The organism is Paenibacillus sp. FSL R7-0048 (genome assembly GCF_038004505.1).
GTDB classification, from domain to species: domain Bacteria; phylum Bacillota; class Bacilli; order Paenibacillales; family Paenibacillaceae; genus Paenibacillus_AQ; species Paenibacillus_AQ odorifer.
The window spans coordinates 3465779-3486095 of sequence record NZ_JBBORF010000001.1; the positions used below are offsets into that span (position 1 = coordinate 3465779).

A 20317-nucleotide genomic window follows, 5' to 3' on the forward strand; every position below is an offset into this window, starting at 1 on the left:
AACACCGATTGAAAATTTCCAACTCTAACAGACCAATATTATTATATTAATAAAGATAATTATTATATATATTACAGTTATCCAATGTACTATAATGGTATAGTTAAACTTTATGATATGTAATTGATGCCTAAAGAAACAACCTATAGAATTGAACAACAGGAGGAAACAAGTTGAGTACACAGAGTGTGGGAATTCCATTAGAAGGTTTTGCAGAATTTAGCCGGACGGTAGCAGCAGAAGGTGCGGTACTGTTGAAGAATGATCATCAGGTGCTTCCACTTGGTGAAAGTGATAATGTTGCTGTTTTTGGCAGAACTCAAGTGAATTATTATCGCAGTGGTACTGGTTCGGGCGGTAGTGTTCATGTTACTTATACGACCAACCTGCTGGGCGGTCTTCGCAGTAAAAAGAACCTTACGGTCAACGAAGATTTGGCAGCATTATATGAGAAGTGGATTGAGCAAAATCCATTTGATAATGGTGGCGGCGTTTGGGCTGCAGAGCCATGGAACCAGAAGGAAATGCTTTTATCCGACGAATTGGTAGCTGAGGCTAGAAGTAAATCGAACAAAGCAATTATTGTAATCGGACGTACAGCAGGAGAAGATCAGGATAATGTCGATGGTTCAGGAAGCTACCAACTAACAGCTGATGAAAAAGCGATGCTGAAGCAGGTAACTACATATTTTGAGCAAACGATTGTTGTACTGAACGTCTCTAATATTATTGATATGAGCTGGCTGAACGATGAAAGCTATAAAAATCCAATTTCGTCTGTCATCTACTCTTGGCAGGGGGGAATGGAAGGTGGTAATGCAATTGCGGACGTGCTGGCTGGAGAAGTAACTCCAAGCGGTAAATTAACAGACACGATCGCATATTCCATCAACGATTACCCGTCAACACACAACTACGGTAATGAATTTACAAACCTTTATCAGGAAGATATCTATGTTGGTTATCGTTATTTCGAGACATTTTGCCCAGAAAAGGTTCAATATGAATTTGGTTATGGAATATCGTATACCACGTTTAAGCTCGAGCCAGAAGAAGCTAAACTTATTTACAAAGCTGGCGAACTTAATGTTGAAGTCGGCGTAACCGTAACTAATACAGGAACTACCTTTGCTGGAAAAGAGGTTGTTCAGGTCTATTATGAAGCTCCACAAGGAAAATTGGGACAGCCTGCTAAAGCTTTGGCAGCCTTCGCAAAAACAGAAGTCCTTCAGCCAGGCGAAGCTCAACGTCTTACCGTGAGTTTCCCTGTTCATTCAATGGCTTCCTATGATGATGCTGGTGTGTCAGGGCATGCTTCCGCTTATGTGCTAGAAGAAGGCACGTACCGCATATTTGTGGGAACGAGTGTTAAAAAAGTGGAGGAAGTCAAAGTTGAAGGGAATAGCGGCTATGTCGTGGAAACTCTTCAAGTTGTGGAACAGTTACAAGAAGCTCTTGCACCCACGCAAAGCTTTACAAGAATGCAACCTGGTGTTCAAAAAGCAGACGGTTCATATGAACTTGTTTATGCAGAGGTTCCAACACGCAAGATTTCGTTAGCAGAACGGATCGAGAGCAATCTACCAACAACGATCTCCCAGACAGGCAATCAAGGGCATAAATTAAGAGATGTATTTGAACAAAAAGTTAGTATGGAAGCTTTTATTGCCCAGCTTAGTGACGATGATTTGGCTGCCATTGTACGGGGTGAAGGTATGAGCAGCCCATTGGTTACACCGGGTACAGCTTCTGCATTTGGAGGAGTAAGTGATAGTCTATATAACTTAGGAATCCCTGTTGCATGTACGGCAGATGGTCCTTCAGGAATTCGTATGGATAGTGGAGCAAAAGCGACTCAGGTTGCGATCGGAACGCTTCTTGCAGCTACTTGGAATGCCGCATTAGTCGAAGAGCTGTATGTGTTAGAAGGACAAGAGTTGGTACGAAACAACATAGACACCTTGCTTGGACCAGGTCTAAATATTCGTCGCAGCCCGCTTAATGGCCGCAACTTTGAGTATTTTTCTGAAGATCCTTTGATCTCTGGGGTGTTTGCGGCTGCATGTACACGTGGGATTATGAAAGGTGGCTCTAATGCCACGCTGAAGCATTTTGCCTGCAATAATCAGGAGAAACATCGCAGTAAAGTGGACGCTGTTGTGTCGGAACGTGCGCTTCGCGAGATTTATTTGAAAGGTTTTGAAATTGCAGTGAAGCAGGGTGGAGCGAATTCAATTATGACCTCCTATAACCCTGTTAATGGACATTGGGCCGCTTCAAATTACGATTTGAACACTACAATTCTCCGCGGAGAATGGGGCTTCAAAGGTATTGTCATGACAGACTGGTGGGCTATCATGAATGATGTCGTTAATGGTGGAGCTGCAGACCGGAAATTTACAAATTGGATGGTCCGTGCACAAAATGACCTGTACATGGTTGTAGCTAACTATGGCGCCGAAATTAATGGATGGAATGACAACACCATTGAATCCTTGGAAAATGGATCTTTGACTAGAGGAGAGCTGCAACGTTCTGCAATGAATATTTGTGAGTTCATCATACATGCTCCAGTATTCTCGAGAAAACAGCAAATTGTTGAAACAGTTGAGTCCTTTAAGGCTAATCCTTCACTTACTGCAGAACAAGTACAATCCTTATCTCAAAATCCACAGGTTAAGCCAGCCGTTGAAGGATCGACTTTCTTTGAAGTTGGCCAAGCTGGACAATATCGGATCCTCGTGCATATCATGTCAACAGAACCTGAGCTGGCTCAAAGTGCATGCAATGTTAATTTGAATGATCAATTGATGACAACCATTCAAACCAACGGGACAGAAGGTCAATGGATTAGACAAAAGCTTGTGAAAGTAGAACTCGAAGCAGGTCTTTATGAAATGAAACTGGAATTCATTAAACCAGGTTTACAGATCGACTGGATCGAATTTAATAAAGTTGACTAAGTAGCTCTAAATATAAGTTAAAGGAAAAACCCTGCGCTAATGCAAATCCTCCAATAAGGATGTTTACGATAAACATAATTGTTTAGGCACACAGCCGAACGATTACTGTTGAATTGTAAATAATCTATATTGGAGGATTTACTTTTTGGTGAAGTTTAAATTTGAATACATAGAAAGCCGTATGTCCACAATTTTGCAGTAAAACCTGATCTTAATATCGGTATTAAAATCAAGCCAAATCATCCCGAAGCGCGTCAATGATATTTTCTTTTTTTATCTTGCTAATGGCATACAACATTGTAATAAACACGATAAAGATTACGCCAAACACGCTAATTGCCATACTGCCCCACGGGAATACAAAATTAAAGTTATCTATCCTTTCTACGGCCACTAACCCTTCATAAATCAGCCACGAGATGATTCCCGCTATTGGAATTCCGAACAGCAACGTCCTCATCCCATAAAAGAAACACTCAAAACTCATCATCTTATTGAAATCGCGGTCGGACATCCCCAACGAGCGGAGCATGGCAAGTTCCCGCCTGCGCAGTCTGATATTTGTGGAAATAGTATTGAATACATTTGCAACCGCAATCAGGGAAATCATAATAACAAAAACATAGGTGAACACATCAATAACAAATATTAAACTGCGGTATTGTTCAACTATTGTATGGACATTGTAAAGGGTATAAGCAGACATCATTCCCGTGTCCTGAATGATCGCTTCCATTTCAGCCACCGATTGCGAGGGATTATTTGAAAGAAAGGCCAGGCCCATTTCCGCATGGGTATCCGGGCTTTTAAAGTTCTCTTTGAGTGAATAGGGAGCTACCACCATAAAAACGTATGGCCGCTGCTCTAAAGATTGCCTTGGAGGCGGATCCACCGGGTACGTATCGACAAACGTAATGTTTATGCTTTGCCCCTGTTCCATCATTTGCTTGTCATTTGTTTGGGGGGCGACACTAAATGTCATGGAATGATTTGCAAACATATTAAACACTTCGCTTGGCCTTTCATTATTATCAATCCGCTTTTTGGCAACGGCAATCATCTTCGCGTCCTGCCCGGTATATTCATCTGCAGACAAACCCAATTCTTTGATAAAACTCAGATATTTGCTGTCCTCAATAAACTGGATGTCCATGGGTAGTTGAACCGTTTCGTCCGGCGTAGTATACCCCGCGTATTCCCGGTAACGGTCTGAAAAATCGCTTGCCTTAATTACGGATGTATACATATAAACGATTTGGTACGAGCTTTCATAAACCCCGTCAGAGGTTTTAAGTTTGTTGTAAAGCGGGATCATTTCGCTGTCGTCCGTCACCTGAGTGGTAAAAAGAATGTCATAGTCCATATCCATTATCAACTGTTCTGAAAGTCGTTTTAGAGTTGTTCCAAAAGCACTTCCCGATACAAACAGCACGACGCTTAAAGTGAGCGATAACACAATGCTGCGATAACGTTTTTTGTTTCTTTTAAAGTTTTTTAACGCAAGTGTACCCTCCAAACCGTAAATACGCTGTGCAAATTTTGATGTTTTTACCGCTTTCGATTCGGTTTTAACCTCGTTGGTCTGACGAATATTCTCCATCACGGGAGTATTTGCAGCTTTTCTGGCCGGGATATAGGCTGAAATCAAAATGGTAACTAAACTGACTGCTGTAGCTGCGACAATTGCGGGGACAGACAACGATAGGGTTAAAGGCACGGTGCTGTGGAAAGTTTTCCCGAAATTCTCGGCAACCATAGGAATTACAAGTCCGATACTGCCTATGCCGACCATAATGCCAATAGGTATGCCGACTGCACCAATGCAAAGTCCCTCAAATAGCACAGAATTTCGCAGTTGCCTTGCCGTTGCACCCACCGATGCGAGAATCCCGAACTGGCGTGTGCGTTCGTTCAGCGAGATGTTGAACGAGTTATAAATCAGAAAAATCGAGCCTATCATTATTATGGCAACCAAAATGCCGCCAACTGAGTACAGAAGCGTGTTGAACAGTTTATTGTCCGAAGCGCCCATGAAGCGCAGTACATCATCGTTAAAGACATAAGCTCCTGCTCCGACTGTACTGCTTGCGTAAGCCGTTACACCGTGCGGATTTTTCAGTGTGACAAATATACTGAAGTTGTCCGCTTGGTCTTTAGGATCTGCTTTCGTTATCAAGGTGTATCCCGGTGCGGAATGTTCCTCAAAACTGGGTCTTTCGCAGATACCTACAACCTTGTAGGTTCTCTCTGATTTTGGAACAAGGGTTTCTTTGTCCTCTCCCGATTCACCCCCGGTCTGATAAGGGTCGTGTTGGCCGAGATTCTTGTTTCCATTCAATCGGCTTCCAACAGAAAGTGAAAGTGTGTCGCCTAACTTAAATCTAACACCGCCCTTTGCAGTAACGTGAGACGGGACGAGAATCTCCTTGCTATTTTCAGGAAGCCTGCCGGAAATCAGGCTTGTGGGTAAGGTATCAAAGGCTTCCTCACTGAATCCGGCGATGAAAAGATAGGGCTTTTCAGGGCTTTTCCCGCCTTCAAGCGTTGCATAACCGATATTTTCAAATGCTGCGCTGTTTGCAACTTTACTGTCATGGGTTCTCTCTTGCACGAAAGAGGAATCAACATCCAAAAACTCAACGTGCCAACCGCCGTATTTCGCAATAGAACCGTTTACCAGATAATTTAACAGGGAAGTGCCAAAGGTAGCGACAGCCGTAATCATGGCGGCGGACAGAACAACTCCGATCACCGTGACAATCGTTCGGGAACGGCTTTTTTTCATACTTTGCAGTGTGACTTTGTTAAAAATATTCATGGCCGAACCACCTGTTCATCCCGCGTTACTTTGCCGTCTGTTATACCGATAATACGGTCTGCTTGCAGGGCAATATTTTCGTCATGGGTGACGAGGATCAGGGTCTGCCCATATTTTTTATTGCTTTCTTTGAGCAGCTTGATGATTTCATGTCCATTTCGGCTATCTAAGCTGCCCGTGGGTTCGTCGGCAAGCATGACCGCCGGGGCATTCATCAAAGCGCGTCCTATGGAAACACGCTGTTGCTGACCACCTGAAAGCTGATTGGGTAAATGCGTTTTTCGATCTTGCAACCCAAGCATTTCGAGCAGGTCATTTAGCCTTTCCTCGTTGACCTTGCGCTTGTCCATAAGGATAGGCAAGGTGATGTTTTCCACTACATTCAGAGTGGGAATGAGGTTGTGAAATTGGTAAATCAGTCCAACTTGCCGTCTGCGGAAGATCGCGAGTTTTTCATTGCTTTGGCTATATACATCTTGCCCGTTCAAATATACCTTTCCGCTTGTCGGTACGTCTACGCCCCCGACGCTGTGAAGCAATGTAGATTTGCCCGAGCCGGACGAACCGATGATTGCGGTGAATCCTCCCTTTTCAATTGTAAGTGAAACATGGTCAAGCGCAGTAACTTGATTATTTCCCTTACCGTAGACTTTGCATAAATTTTCAATTTTTAAAAACTCCATTATGTGAGTCTCCTTTCTGATGGGTTACCCATATAATAGAACCTTCAACTTACATCTCTGTGACTTTCAGGTGAGAGATCTGTCACTTTGAGAAACGAATGGTAAAGATTGCGCCGCCTTGCGGGTGGTTTTTTGCGGTAATCGTTCCTCCTTGCCGCGTTATAATCATCTTGCAGAGAGCCAATCCAATCCCGTATCCTGTAGCGTTTGGGTTTTTCCCGCGATAAAACCTGTCAAACAAGCAGTGCAAATCTTCTTTCTGAAAACCCGCACCGCTGTCGTGGATGGCAATCTCGGTAAATAACCGGTTATCCGTACAATCAATCTCAATCCTCCCGTGCTCGCCTGCACTTTCTATACAATTTTTGAGGATGTTTTGAATTGCTTGCGAAATCCAACCTGGATCGCCTTGAATAAGTACTACTTTCGGCACGTCTATTTGCAAATCAATATAGCGCAGTTCTATTGGGATTAGGAACGGGCGAAGGGCGGAGCGTATCAAGCTATCTACATCTATCTGCTCGTTTTGGAATACCACAATGCCCGCGTCCAAGCGAGATAATTTTAGTAGAGAAGTAATCAGCCAATCCATCCGCACAAGCAATTCTTCTGTTTCTCGTATAAATGCTTTCCGTTCGTTTTCATTAGGGCTATTCTCTAACAAAGACAGAATGAGGTTGGCTGATGTGAGTGGGGTTCGGAGTTGGTGGGCTATGTCGGCCAGCGAATCGGCAAGATGTTCTTTTTCTTTTTTCAGCGCATCGTTTTGCTCCCGAATGCGCAGTAGCATTTTTGTTATCTCGCTGTGCAGAATAGAAAGCTCGCCCTCGTCCGACTCTTCAATGTACAGAAGGTCAGCATTATGAAGCACAAGGTCGATTTGATGTGAAATCCGTGCAATGCTTATGTATCGGGCTTTGGTAAACACGAAAAACGCTATGCCAAAAGCGGCGGTAGAGGTAGTGGTAAGGATTCCCGCCGCCATATTGATTGCAAATCCCAGCGTCACAGCGGAGGTGGCAATTAAGGAGAACAAAATGACAAAATGTCGAAACTCTCTATTCCGAAGCATACTCGTTCCCCAATCTATATCCCGTCCCACGAACAGTCAGAATAATTTGCGGACTTGCTGGATCGTTCTCTATCTTCTCCCGCAAACGTTTGATGTACACGGTCAGTGTATTGTCATTGACAAACTCGCCTGCAGCGTCCCACAATTCGTCAAGCAGCCTGCCTCTCGTGATAATACTTTTCGAATTGCTAATAAACATCAGCAACAAGCGGTATTCTAATGCTGAAAGAAAGACTTCGCTACCGTTTTTCTCCACAATGCCACTTGCCATATCGACATGAAGCCCGTGAATTTTAAAATCAGATATGGAACGCCCACTTTTTCGCAAGGCGGCTCCAATTCGTGCAATCAATTCACGCGGACGAAAAGGCTTAGTGATATAGTCGTCCGCGCCCATGTTCAGCCCGGTAACAACACTTGACTCATCGCCAGAAGCCGTCAGAAAGATTATGGGAATATCTTGCGTTTTTTTGATTTCCGTGCAAACCGCAAAGCCATTTCCATCAGGCAAAGAAATATCAATCAACGCCAAGTCAAATTTATTTCCGGCAAGCGCGGTAAGGGCTTCACTCCGCGTAGGGACATGAGAGACTGTAAATCCCTCTGAGCGGAGCAGAAGCACAAGGTTTTTAGCGATTGTCTTATCGTCCTCAACCAAAAATATCTGGTTCATTTATTTGCACCGTCCTTTACTTTACTGCAACTATATCGTCCGTTAGCCGGGTTTTTAGCGTCAATTGGAACAAGGCAAGTATTTCCCATTTTTTCGCTGATTCCTTTGTCGTTATATAATCTATGCATAACACCTCCTTAGATCTATTATATTTCTTTTGACAGAAACATACAGTCCGAGGTATAAACAAAAAATATAGGGTGTGTAAACTTATATTAAAGGCAGAAATATGAACGCTAAAATGTAATAGGGTTAAATAGTATGAAGCTAAATGTAACAGGAAGAAATCTCTCGAAAGAAAAGAGTCTGCAAATTAAGGATGAATTTCAAAAGCAATGTCTGATAAAAGGTTTAAAACAAGAAAAAAGCCGTAGGACTTGATAATCCTACGGCAAATCTCAAAAGCCGAAAACATCCTTATTGAACCGTGACAAATGCGCAGGGGATTTGTTCTGTAATAAAGCTATCCATCTAGTTTAAAGTTGAAAATACCTTACTCTGCTTGGAACTGGAACCACTTAAAATCAAACTGGCTCCCCGGTAGAAATATAAAGGTGACGGTTTGCGGACCGGTTATGCGCTCCAATACAAATTCTCTTTCGCAATAATCACTTGACTGTGTAAACTCCACAAGCTGTCTCTTTTCACCCTCTGGTCCGCTAAATAGAATATGCAGAGTATTTTTATCGATAGGCGAATGCCCGCATAAGGTTAGTTTAGTGCTTCCAGTATGACCGAAGTCCATATCTTTAAAGATGAGAGAGACGTTGTTACCAATATTTTTGATTTGTCCATCTGCCAGCGTAAAGGAATCCCCATAAATCTGATTGTATTCTAGAACGTTAAGTTGTTCGTACGCTTTTAAAGGCTTGTTAAACTGAAAGCCCTTGAGATGAATCTTTTTATGAAGAACAAAACAAAGGGTGGTGACACCTTTTATTCGCTCAGGTAATGGGTAGGTCTCCTCTTGATATACATTCCATATGGATGGTTTTTGATAGGTTACCTGTGTCAGCAGAGCTGCGTTTGGAGCATCCGGTGTACCTTTCCATATATCAATCGTATATTTATCGTTATCTAGCGCGAAGATAGGAAGGGTAAGTTCAGTAGCTCCATAATCACCGAAATCGATGTTGTCAAAACAGATCCAGCTTTCTCCTTCTCTTGCAGTAGCCACTCCGCGTTCATTCCCATTTGTTAAGTTCCGGCTCGTATTGCTATGATAACCAGCGGAAACAAACTCATAAGGATTCAAAAAGGCAGCTCCCATATCTCGAATATGAAATTCCATAAGCGAATACAGGCGCACTTGATCTGCACCGTTTTTCGTTGCACACCGTACATAAACGTCTCCGTCTCCCAAAGCCGAAATTACTGCTTCATGCCCATTTGCCTCAAGAACGGCTATATTAGCGTCAATACCGGCAGCATTCGTAACTCGCCATTCAATTTCCTGATAGGTTGCGTTCTCTGGATGAATTTGCACACGAACCGGAAGTGAACGGGTGTCCTTCGTTAGTTGATTTCCTTGCGGGCATATGATTTCCAGCTTGCGAACGGGAATTTCATCTGATAAATAGTTTTGGGATAACTCGCTCACATCCGATAGTGATTGTGATGAGTGTTGATAAAGTACAAGCTCTTCGTCCTTAGAATGATCTAGCTCTCGTGCTTCCGAAGTCAGTGTAAGCTCAGCAGACTGTAAGCCATGGGAAGATGCACGTACAACGATTGTACCTGACTCCAATGAAGAGGCAATGACCGCAAGCAATTTGCCGCTGAACATCCGGCGACTTGTTCCTTTATATGAATCGTAGTCAGTGCTGTCACCATTATCCAAACCAACAAGACGCCCCGGTCCTTCTACAGAGATTTGAATACGATTATTGGCGTTCTCCACGGGACGTCCTTCTTGATCGAGGGTCGAGATCTCCACAAATACCAAGTCCGATCCGTCAGCAGTCATCTGAGTTTTATCAGGATTCATGACCACAGTGGCCGAATCTCCGAAAGAAGTTACCGTATCATCAGCGATCTGTACTCCGTGTTCATCATAAGCGACTGCTCGGAGAGTACCTTTGCTATAGGGGAGCTGCCATTCCCCAAGCAGCTTTTTACCATGTTTATGGTCAATGTTAACCGTGCCCATGGATTGATCATTAAAGAACAATTCGATTTGTGGTGCGTTGGAGCATACTCGCACATCAATAAGCTGCCCTTCAGAGAAATCCCAGTACGGAAAAATATGAATCATCGGGGCGACCTTGTAATCCGTCCATTCTGCTTGATAAATATAATAGGAATCCTTTTTGAATCCTGCGGTATCCAGTTGACCGAAATACGAGTTTTTAGTGAAGTACGGAGTCGGCTCCCCAATATAGTCAAATCCAGTCCAAATAAATTGTCCAGGTGAGTAGGTCGCATCACGATCTGCGATGATGCAAGCTTCTGTGTTTTTGGCACCCCAGCTAGTAGAACTGTTCCCTAAGGCTGAGCATTGTTCATCATCGTCAGACAATACAGACTGAGCATAAGGGAAGTGGTAGATGCCTCTGCTCTGTACAGTAGACGAAGTTTCACTACCATAAATAATCCAGTCGGGATGTTCCTCATGATGCTGGTCATAGTATTTTTCGGCATAGTTATACCCTGCGAACTTCACTAGATCTGCGCATTTCTGTGCATTCTCCCATGGCATATAGTTTGAACCGATAGTAACCACTGCATTTCCTTTAGGGTCATGAACCTGCACCAGATCACGTAATTCTATGGTTAACTCTTGGCCGCGTTCATCGGCATGGGTGTCGTATATTTCATTTCCGATACTCCACATGAGCATGGAGGGGCGATTTCTATCCCGGCGTACCCAGCTGGCAATATCTTGTTTCCACCAATCCGGATAAAATCTGGCGTAGTCAAAAGGAGTTTTACTGCGTTCCCACATATCGAATGCTTCGGAAACTATGAGCACGCCCATCTCATCCGCTAGTTCCATCAGTTCAACGGCTGGCATATTGTGGGCCGTACGAATAGCGTTTACGCCCATCTCCTGCAGGAGGATAATCTGTCTTTTTAGAGCTGCCTTATTCACCGCAGCCCCCAAACATCCCAAATCATGATGTTGGCATACGCCATGAATCTTCACCTTTCGGCCATTCAAAAAGAAACCTTGTTGGCTGTCAAACTCCATCGTACGGAATCCGAAGGTTTGGATTTCTTCTTCTATTACCTGATCATTCTCCAGCAGTTCAGTTTTTAGGGAATAGCAGTAAGGCTGGTTAATATCCCAGAGCATTGGATTATTGACGGATAAGAGGGCAGAGCTGGATACAGCAGACCCGACTTGTACTGGACTTTCATTTTCTGCATGAGAGATACAGATACCTGAAGCGTCCAGTATACTGTGACGAATTATGTAGTGTTTTTCGCTTTGCAATAGATCATTGCACAAGACTTCGGTATCTACCTCAACATTCCAGGAATCCTCTTTTTTGTGAGTAGAGATATAAATACCATCAGGCACAATATGTGTCCCTGGATACGTCTTCAGCCATACACTGCGATAGATGCCCGCACCGGAATACCAGCGTGAATTAGGAGACTCATGAACCACTTGAACATAGATTTCGTTGATACCTTCAATAATGTATGGCGTGATATCTAATTCAAAAGTCGAGTATCCATTTTTCCAGACGCCTGCGATATGGCCGTTCACATAGAGAGTGGAGTCCATGTATACGCCTTCAAAACGAAGCGAGACACGACTATTTGGCACTTTCTCATCTATAACTATGCTTTTACGGTACCAGCCTTCTCCGTTTTCATATAGATTATGTGTATCAAAAATTAGCCAGTCATGGGGTAAGGTTACGTCGATCCACTCCGAATCAGCTGCTATCACCGATTCTAAAGTGGACTTAAGCGGCTGTTTGCTGAATAACCAGTCATTATTTAATCTTGTTTTCTGACTCATGAATGAAGTTCTCCTTTATCTTTGGAAAATTTAGAAGTGGTTATTAACGATGTGAATGATTTCCGTAAAGCCTTTTGTATTCTTTTTTATCATATCAAAGATTTTACAAAAAGACATTCACGAAGAAGAGTGAAAAAACTGTTATAACAAAGCTATTGAAATCGCATTCAAAATGATAACATGCTATTGGTAAATTATCTATTTATTTCTTAATATATCTTTTATTGCGGAGGATGAAATTTATACAAAAACAGTACTAATGAATGATGCAAAGAAGTATCTCTGATCTATGAAAAAGATTTTCGCTACAGAAGCTAATGAAAGTGAAGTGAGGGAAATTGCCTGGTACACCGGCTAAGATGTGTTGGGCTTATCGCTGATTTAATACTTTACAAATACTTGTCTGCATGTACTTGTGTTTGTTCGAATAAGTTAGAAAGAAGGACAGGACAAACCATAGGTGGAGATGCGTATAAATGGGGATGCGTAAACAAAGTTTTATTCGTGGCACGTTCATATTAACCGTGTCGTCATTTTTCACAAAAGGGCTTGGTTTTTTGAACGGAGTCTTGCTGGCACGTTTTTTGGGAGCAGAGGGAGTAGGGCTGCTTATGATTGCTCATCCACTGCTTCCCTTATTCATTACGCTGACAGAGCTGGGGCTTCCTGTTGCGATTTCAAAGCTTGTATCGGAAGCTGAGGTTAAGCAGGATGAAGCGCGAGTAAAGCGTATTCTCACAGTATCCTTAAGCATTACGGGTACGTTGAGTATTATATTAACTTTAGTGGCTCTGTTTGGCTCCAAATGGATCGCATCGATTTTTTTGGCCGATCAGCGGGCGTATTATGCTATGGTTGCTATTACGCCGATCATTCCAATTATTGCGATGTCTGCTGTACTGAAAGGTTATTTTCGTGGAAAACAGAACATGAACCCACTTGCCTTTTCCGATATTATTGAGAATCTGGCGCAAATCATTGTCATTATCGGTGTGGTCAACGTTTTGTTGCCCTACGGTATTGCCTATGCGGCTGCTGGTGCAATGGCTGCCTCCGTTGTTGGGGAAGGTTTTGGTTTGCTCTATTTATTCGCTGTTTTCAAATGGGCAAATCGAGGTAAGGTCAAAACCTCTTCACCACCTACGACAAGAATTTCACTTAAAGGAGACAGTACGTTGAGAGATTTGCTGCGCATCGGCTTACCGATGACAGGCAGCGGTTTTATTCATTCTCTCTATCATGCCTTTCTACCACTGCTGATTACGAAAAGTCTAGTACTGTTTGGTGTGGGTGTTGAGATGGCGACCAAGCAATTCGGACTTCTGGCGGGTTATGCTCTTCCCATGTTGTTTCTCCCCAGCTTCTTCACACAATCGTTGTCGACTGCATTAATTCCGGCGATCAGCGAAGCAAGTGTGAGCAACAATAGCAAGCTTATGCATAGTCGGATGGATATGGCTATGCGATCCGCGCTTATAGTAGGTTTCCCATGTACAATCATCCTGTACTTATGGGCTGTACCCTTAACAACCATGATCTATCATTCGCCAGAAGCGGGCGAGCTGTTAAAGTTAATAGCACCCTTATTTTTTCTTTATTATTTCGGAGCGCCACTGCAAGCAATTTTGCTTGGTTTGGGGAAAGCATCAACGGTTATGTGGAATCATATTCTTACGAATGTCTTTGAAGTGATTGCGATCTTTGTTCTAGGTTCTAATATTGGAATCGAAGGGGTGGCCATGGGATTCGGACTGGGGCTCTTGCTGCTGACACTGTTGAATTTTTTATCTGTGGCAGGAACGATCGGGTTTTATTTTGACTTTCGTATTGTATTCAAGGTTGGAGCAGGAGGAATTGTCATGGCGCTTAGCGGGTTGGCGGCTCACGGAATTCTGGAGCGATTGGACCTGGGGCAGATTATTCAACTGTTCGGAGCGTTGCTTGTTTCGTTAATCACCTATGCAGCAACATTGCAGGTAACCCATGCGTGGGAAAGGGCACCGAAACCACCAACGATTACACCTGTTTCTTGAAAGAGGAGGGGATATTCCGGTACCGTGCTCCAAAAAGTAAATTGACTGATTATGCAACCCTCTGTGTAACAGTATGGAGGCGGATGAAGGTAATGGATGGGGAGCAGCGAGGTGTTTAACTGTATTTTGTGCAGCTATAATCGTTCAAAATAGTTGTGCATTGAAAATAGCTGTATTTCTTACATCTATTCTCACGAGTTAAAGCCTATTAGGTGATTTCTCTTGATTTTAATTGTATAGAATGCAGTTAAAGTCGGAGTTATTCCCTAGCAATATGGATTAAGTGTATAAAATACAGTTATCTCATTAGATTGCGTTAAAATCTTGCGCTACAAATATACGGAGTGGGGATATCAGAAGTTACAGTCATAATTTGCTCAGGCAAACCGCCAGTGATCCAAAATATCAGGCAATGATCCTTGATTATCGGAGATTGCTGCCTAATTGACCATGTGTGAACTACGCTCAATTGCCTCAAAGCAAAAATGGAGTCTATCTCATAAGTAATTTAAGTAATTCCTATAGGGATGATTCATATGGCAAGTTGGATTGATTAGGTAACATTTTGCGCACACGTATTTGCTATCGGACACAGCTGAGCTTAAGAGCAGATTTAGCTTACATTTGGAATTTTAACGGACCCCATCGCAGTTATTACCATGAAAAACTCCCGAAATGACTCTCTTTTTAAGGAATAGTTGCACTGGAGTCCGTAACCTAACTCAAAAGCCTAAAAACAAGCAAATAGCGTCTTCTGAGTCCGAAAAGTTCAAATCTTGATTAAGACTGGGTGATTTAGGTAGGTGCAACGGATAAAAGCATTCGACCCCCGGTTCATAACAGCAAAGCAACAATTCTCCTATAACGGATATTCGCTGCTCTGCTGTTTTTTACTAAAAGAAAAAGCAGGTGGTCTTAATGGAAAGAAAACATGTAGTTTAGTTTGAACAAAGGAATACGTACTGGAGCAAGTTATTGGAGAGGGTAGGGGAGCTGATATACCAATCCCTATGGCATTTAATGAATGATTTGGTTGCGTTACTGGTTCGTACCCGTTTACGGACTGACTGTAATGGAGATGTAGACTATTAAGTAAGTACTGATAAGGAGAGTTTGTCGTAAAGGACGGCAAATGGTGCGATTCAAGCTTTTACGAGACAGTTAAAAAGTGGAGCAGGACAACGCTAGTTATTACCGAGTATTACCGAGTACTAACCTTGACCGTATTTTTTTCTGTAATGACTCAGTGTGAGTAGTGGCCAGATATACCGATAACTATGATAATTGGAATAGAAATTACCGGGGAGACCAGCGCCAGTGGGATAAGAAGTTTTCCAATCCTCTTCATGAATAGACGTGATTAGTCTTTGAATTCCTTTTTCCACCGCAGCTGTTGGCTCTGGCTGAACGGCGATAATCGCATCAAGTGCCCAGGCGGTTTGTGAAGGTGTGCTTTCTCCTAAAGGAACATATTGTAGTAGCCGGTCGCTGTGACAAGACTCCCCCCAACCGCCGTCCGAGTTCTGAATGCTTAGAAGCCACTTCACTCCTTTTTGCAATGTATCATGATTTATAGGGAGCCCAACAGCCTGCAGGCCTGTTAATGATGCCCAAGTGCCATAAATATAACAAACACCCCATCTTCCGTACCACGAACCATCCTTCTCCTGATGTTGAATCAGCCATTTTGTACCCCTTTTAATGAACTCGTGTTGTGTATTTAAACCAGCGAAGTTTCCGAGAAACTCCAAAGTTCGTCCGGTAAGATCTGCTTCCGAAGGATCAATGGCTGCAGATTTAGCACCATCGATAGCGAGCCATGTGAGCATTTCTTTATTGGTGTTTTTTTCGAATGCCGGCCAACCGCCATCGTTATTTTGCATCGATAGGACCCAATTCAGTCCGCGATTCCATGATTCCAGATATGAAGGGTGAATGGTTGATAAGCTTCGGATGGCTCGCAAGGCTGCCGTTGTATCATCTACGTCCGGATTGATTGTATTAGACTCAGAGAATCCCCATCCACCGGGAACTATATCCGGATTATGGATGCTCCAATCAGCAGTTTTATGATGCTGTTTTTCCAGAAGATAAGAAGCAGCGTGTTTTATTCCTTTGTGATCAACTGGAATTTGTGCCTCTTGTAAAGCATAGGAGATTAACGCTGTATCCCATATTGTAGATGGAGAGTTTTGAATTGTAGTATTATGATTTGATTGGCATTGCAGCGCGGTGAGACCTCGAATGGCCTGTGTAATTATCGGATGCTGCCGATCATAATCGAGAGCAAGCAGGGCAAAAACCATAAGAATTGTACTGCTGGCATAGCTGTAAAAGGTACCGTCGGATTCGATTCGCTGGAGCATATATTGCTCCGCTTTGTTTTTGGCAGCTTCATGTATGTAGTGTGGACTCCCGAGTAATCTGCTCAAACCCATTTGAATAACATCCTGCATCTCCTGATATCCACGGGTAGGCGATTCATCTCTATCCAATCGTGTCTCCATAAGATCTGACAGATCAGGAGCATGGGTTGTAGTGATCGAAAATCGCCGATCGGCCATAATGAGCATAGGAGTGAGGTGTACCCTAGAGTAGCCAGAGAATTCGAAATAGTTAATTGGGAAGTAAGACGGAAACAAAAGCACCTCCAGTGGAATCGAAGAAATTGCTAAAGGCCACTTGCTTTGACCCGTTGCGGCGAGAATGACTCTAGTTAAGATACTTGTGACCTTGCCTAAACCACCTTTAGACAGTATATAACGCTTAGCCCGAAGTATTGGCTCGTCTGTTATCTTACTGTATCCAGAATAGAGCAGGGCATAATAAGCTTCGACTGATGTGGATAAGTTCCCAGCTTCTTCGTCCTTATATAACTGCCAGCAACCCTCTCGCTGTTGTGCATCAAGAATGCGATCATGTAGCTGCCGAATGAGCGTTTCATTCTGTAGGTTCAACACCCTAAAGAGAATGATCATATAAGCATCGATCACAATCCCGTTCTCAAAACAAAAATGCCATGAGCCGTCATCCTTCTGCTGTTGTAGCAAGAACGTTGACAAACGTTCGATTTCTTCATCTACTTTACTTAGTATATCCGTCATGTTTTGGGTTCCTCCGAAGGGCATCATTTTTAACATTATATGAAGTCGGAGAACAGGACATGAAAAAGAGCTGCTTAGTCGCTTTTACGCAACTTTGCAGCCCTTTTTACATTCCCTCTTAGAATTATTAAACGGTTAATTTTCAATCACAATACGATTTAGCTTGAGATTAACCGGAGCTGCAATGGTGTCACCTACAGGGCATTTGCTCTCCAGAAATTGTACGAACTGTTCGACCTTCTCAGCAGGGGATGGAGTCTTTATGTAGAATGTATACCGAATATCGGAATAGCCAGGACGTACTTCAGAGCGGTTGAAGAATCCGTCGAGATCCAAGTCACCTTCCACATCTACTCTGAAATCTTCAAGCTCCACCTCAAATTTAGAGGCGTAGACCCGAGCTACAATGGATTGGCAGGCACCCAAAGAAGCGAGCAAAGCTTCAACAGGATTCATTCCTGTATCCGTGCCCCCTAGACTTGTCGGTTCATCGATGACCAGCTCGAATTGTCTTGCATTAGTAACGACCTTTACGCCGTCTTGCAAATGAGCAGTTGCTTTGAAAGTTTGAACATTTGGCATGTGTTTACACTCCTTCTTGTGGACAAACTAAGGATGATTTAATGTTTCTTATTTTTTTGTAATTCATAGTATGTTTCTAGGAATTGTATAGATTATAGTTCTATTCTGTATACCCGTCAATACATGATTAAAATTATAGTTAGGAGGCAGCTAGAGTGTCGACCGAAATTGAGGGCTATTTGGACTATCCTATGGTTGCAATTCCAGGGGGAGAAATAGAATTAAGAGACGATCGGATAAAGCGTAGTTGGAAAGCACAATTCAAACCGTTTCTTCTTGCACCCTATCCTGTAACTATGGATCTATCCAATGCTATAATTAATAACTCATCTCAGGGAGATCTAAAGCCGTTTGTGAATATAAAGGTGAAGATGGTATACACATTACTTGGATAAGGAGTCAGACGGCTTCCATCTTACCCGGTCTTATTAATGGGCTATGGTTTTGTAAGTGGAATTAGAGGAGGGAATAATTATGCGCGAAGGGCACATAGATAAGCACGGTTATAACGAGCATCGAGAATACGGAGAGCATGAAGAAATGAATATAAATGGAGTCAAGGAGGGTTCGGAGCATCCTCACAAAAGCGCTCAGACCTTTCGTCGTGCTAGGGCTATCGCATTTTTGGACAAGCTAATGATTAATCGTTCGGCGTTGCAGCAGCAGCTAAACGAGTCAGAGATTGAATCGGCAAAATAAGTCATTAGTGGTGAACTAAAAGCTACGGAAGCGATCATCGATGAGTTCATACATATGTTTCAGATTCATGAGATAACTTCTGATAATAGAGAAGAGAGAAGATAGAACCTAAGCCACTCAGCTATATAGAGGTGTTCATTCCCTAAGTTTTGATATGAATGAAAAAAAGACTTCTGAAGAAATCAGAGGTCTTCTTTATGTGTAGCTAATAAAGAAAAATGTCTAATGTAAAGAGAATACATCATTAAGTAAAACGCTTTCATGTTCACTCGATAAATTGATTTATATAATTAGTCCTGTAAGCAATATAAAAATGGGGGGCGAAAAAGAATGAAAAAAGTCAACAAAAAAAGGATTAGCCTAACTCTAACAGTGTTGATGGCTATGTCCATACTTATCACTGCTTGTGGTGGGAACAACGGGAATAACGTGAATTCTGAGGCTAATGCAAACGCAGGCAAAACGGGAAAAACCCCTGCGGCGGAAGAGAAGCTCAAGATTACTATGTGGTCCCAATTCGCGGATCCAAATTCTAAAGACGGCGGGTTTGTTGGTTTTTATAAAGCACTTGAAGCAACCCAGGCTAAATTTCCTAATGTTGAAATCGAGCATGTGGGTGTTGGGGGCGAGTCTTATAAAACAAAAGTGAAAGCGGCTTCAGCCGCCAATGAGCTGCCCGACATTTTTTACACCTGGGGTGGCGGATTCTCTGAGCCATTTATAGCGGGGAACCGGATTTTGTCCATTGATGATCTCGCAAAAGATGGAACGCTGGACCAAATTGTACCAGGTACGACAGACAATTTCATCTTCGATAGCAAGCTTTACGGTCTGCCGATCAATATAGCTACTGCTCAAATGTACGTCAATAAAGAACTATTTGAGCAAGCAGGAGCGAAAATTCCGGAAACATGGGATGAGCTTGTTGCTGCGATTGAAGCACTAAAAGCAAAAGGCATTCAGCCGATTGCACTTGGGGCTAAAGACAGATGGCCAGCAATGCAATGGAACGCGATTCTAGCCATCCGGATGGCAGGCGTGGATGCTGTAAATGCCGCTTTAACGAAAACAGGATCATTCGACACAGCTGAATTCACAGAAGCTGCTGCGAAATACAAACAATTGATTGATGCGGACTCCTTCGGAAAACATTTTGTTGGAACTTCTTATGATGACGCGACAAATATGTTCCTATCAGGCAAAGCAGCTATGATGTTCATGGGCGCTTGGGTCAACGGACAGATTGAAGATGATAACTCTCTGGTCAAAGGTAAAGTGGTACCGATTAAATTTCCAACCATTCCAGGGGGGAAAGGAAATGCTGACGAGTGGTTCGGAGGTTCGGGTGAAACATTCGTGCTCAATGCCGATCTGAAAAACAAGGAAAGAATATGGGAAGTATACAAGTTCTTTATTGAGACCATGTCTAAAGAAGTATTTCTGGCTGGTTCAGGCTCCTCAGCATGGAAAGTTGATGTAGGTGACACTTCTCAAATGAATCCACTGGCTCTGCAAATTGGTGAATTGTCCTCTTCAGCAACTGGTTTCTCCTACTGGTGGGATCAAATGCTGAATGGTAATGACACTGAATCTATGTTTGGTTCGCTGATGAAATTCGTCGCCGGAAAAACAACACCTGAAGACTACACGAAAGAACTACAGAGCAAGGTCAATCAAGGACAATAATCTGCGTCAGGCGGCGAGAATTGTTCGCCGC

General features: G+C 42.9%; 11 protein-coding genes and 1 pseudogene. 5 read left to right on the forward strand and 7 right to left on the reverse strand.

Annotated features, from left to right (window positions below; all coding sequences use genetic code 11):
- Nucleotides 1–173 precede the first annotated feature (173 nt).
- Nucleotides 174–2963 (forward strand): glycoside hydrolase family 3 C-terminal domain-containing protein, encoded by a 2790-nt coding sequence (locus tag NSQ91_RS15630; protein WP_340918687.1) that lies wholly within the window; start codon nt 174–176, stop codon nt 2961–2963.
- A gap of 229 nt (nt 2964–3192) precedes the next feature.
- Here NSQ91_RS15630 and NSQ91_RS15635 read toward each other — a convergent pair whose 3' ends face one another.
- The 5 genes from NSQ91_RS15635 to NSQ91_RS15655 all read right to left on the reverse strand — a co-directional run bounded on the left by NSQ91_RS15635 (nt 3193) and on the right by NSQ91_RS15655 (nt 12182).
- A complete protein-coding gene (locus NSQ91_RS15635) occupies nt 3193–5781 on the reverse strand; it encodes an ABC transporter permease (protein WP_076306443.1) in 2589 nt (862 codons plus the stop codon).
- On the reverse strand, nt 5778–6464 hold the full coding sequence (locus NSQ91_RS15640) for an ABC transporter ATP-binding protein (RefSeq protein WP_076125710.1): 687 nt from the start codon (nt 6462–6464) through the stop codon (nt 5778–5780). Before NSQ91_RS15640 ends, NSQ91_RS15635 begins: the two co-directional genes overlap by 4 nt.
- Nucleotides 6465–6546: 82 nt before the next feature.
- Nucleotides 6547–7536 (reverse strand): sensor histidine kinase, encoded by a 990-nt coding sequence (locus tag NSQ91_RS15645; protein WP_076280659.1) that lies wholly within the window; start codon nt 7534–7536, stop codon nt 6547–6549.
- A complete protein-coding gene (locus NSQ91_RS15650; RefSeq protein ID WP_076278442.1) occupies nt 7523–8209 on the reverse strand; it encodes a response regulator transcription factor in 687 nt (228 codons plus the stop codon). Before NSQ91_RS15650 ends, NSQ91_RS15645 begins: the two co-directional genes overlap by 14 nt.
- A 493-nt stretch (nt 8210–8702) precedes the next feature.
- Nucleotides 8703–12182: a sugar-binding domain-containing protein gene (locus NSQ91_RS15655; RefSeq protein WP_340918692.1), complete on the reverse strand. Its 3480-nt coding sequence runs from the start codon at nt 12180–12182 to the stop codon at nt 8703–8705.
- A 476-nt stretch (nt 12183–12658) separates the two neighbouring features.
- Between NSQ91_RS15655 and spoVB the strand changes: the two genes are divergently transcribed.
- Complete coding sequence (gene spoVB, locus NSQ91_RS15660; RefSeq protein WP_339174202.1) at nt 12659–14215, forward strand: stage V sporulation protein B; 1557 nt, start codon at nt 12659–12661, stop codon at nt 14213–14215.
- A gap of 1211 nt (nt 14216–15426) precedes the next feature.
- Here the strand turns inward: spoVB and shc are convergent.
- Both shc and NSQ91_RS15670 read right to left on the reverse strand, forming a co-directional pair.
- Nucleotides 15427–17319, reverse strand: a complete 1893-nt coding sequence (shc, locus tag NSQ91_RS15665; protein ID WP_076303776.1) for a squalene--hopene cyclase — start codon at nt 17317–17319, stop codon at nt 15427–15429.
- Between the two features lie 135 nt (nt 17320–17454).
- On the reverse strand, nt 17455–17901 hold the full coding sequence (locus tag NSQ91_RS15670) for an OsmC family protein (RefSeq protein ID WP_076125698.1): 447 nt from the start codon (nt 17899–17901) through the stop codon (nt 17455–17457).
- Between the two features lie 191 nt (nt 17902–18092).
- On the opposite strand from NSQ91_RS15670, the pseudogene NSQ91_RS15675 reads away from it, so the two are divergent.
- The 3 genes and pseudogenes from NSQ91_RS15675 to NSQ91_RS15685 form a co-directional block, all read left to right on the forward strand.
- Nucleotides 18093–18260: pseudogene (locus tag NSQ91_RS15675) on the forward strand (formylglycine-generating enzyme family protein); the annotation flags it as partial.
- A 115-nt stretch (nt 18261–18375) separates the two neighbouring features.
- The gene (locus tag NSQ91_RS15680) at nt 18376–18600 is read left to right on the forward strand and encodes a hypothetical protein (protein WP_076280656.1); all 225 of its coding nucleotides are present in this window, start codon (nt 18376–18378) and stop codon (nt 18598–18600) included.
- A gap of 330 nt (nt 18601–18930) precedes the next feature.
- Nucleotides 18931–20286, forward strand: a complete 1356-nt coding sequence (locus tag NSQ91_RS15685) for an ABC transporter substrate-binding protein (RefSeq protein WP_076278447.1) — start codon at nt 18931–18933, stop codon at nt 20284–20286.
- Nucleotides 20287–20317 lie beyond the last annotated feature (31 nt).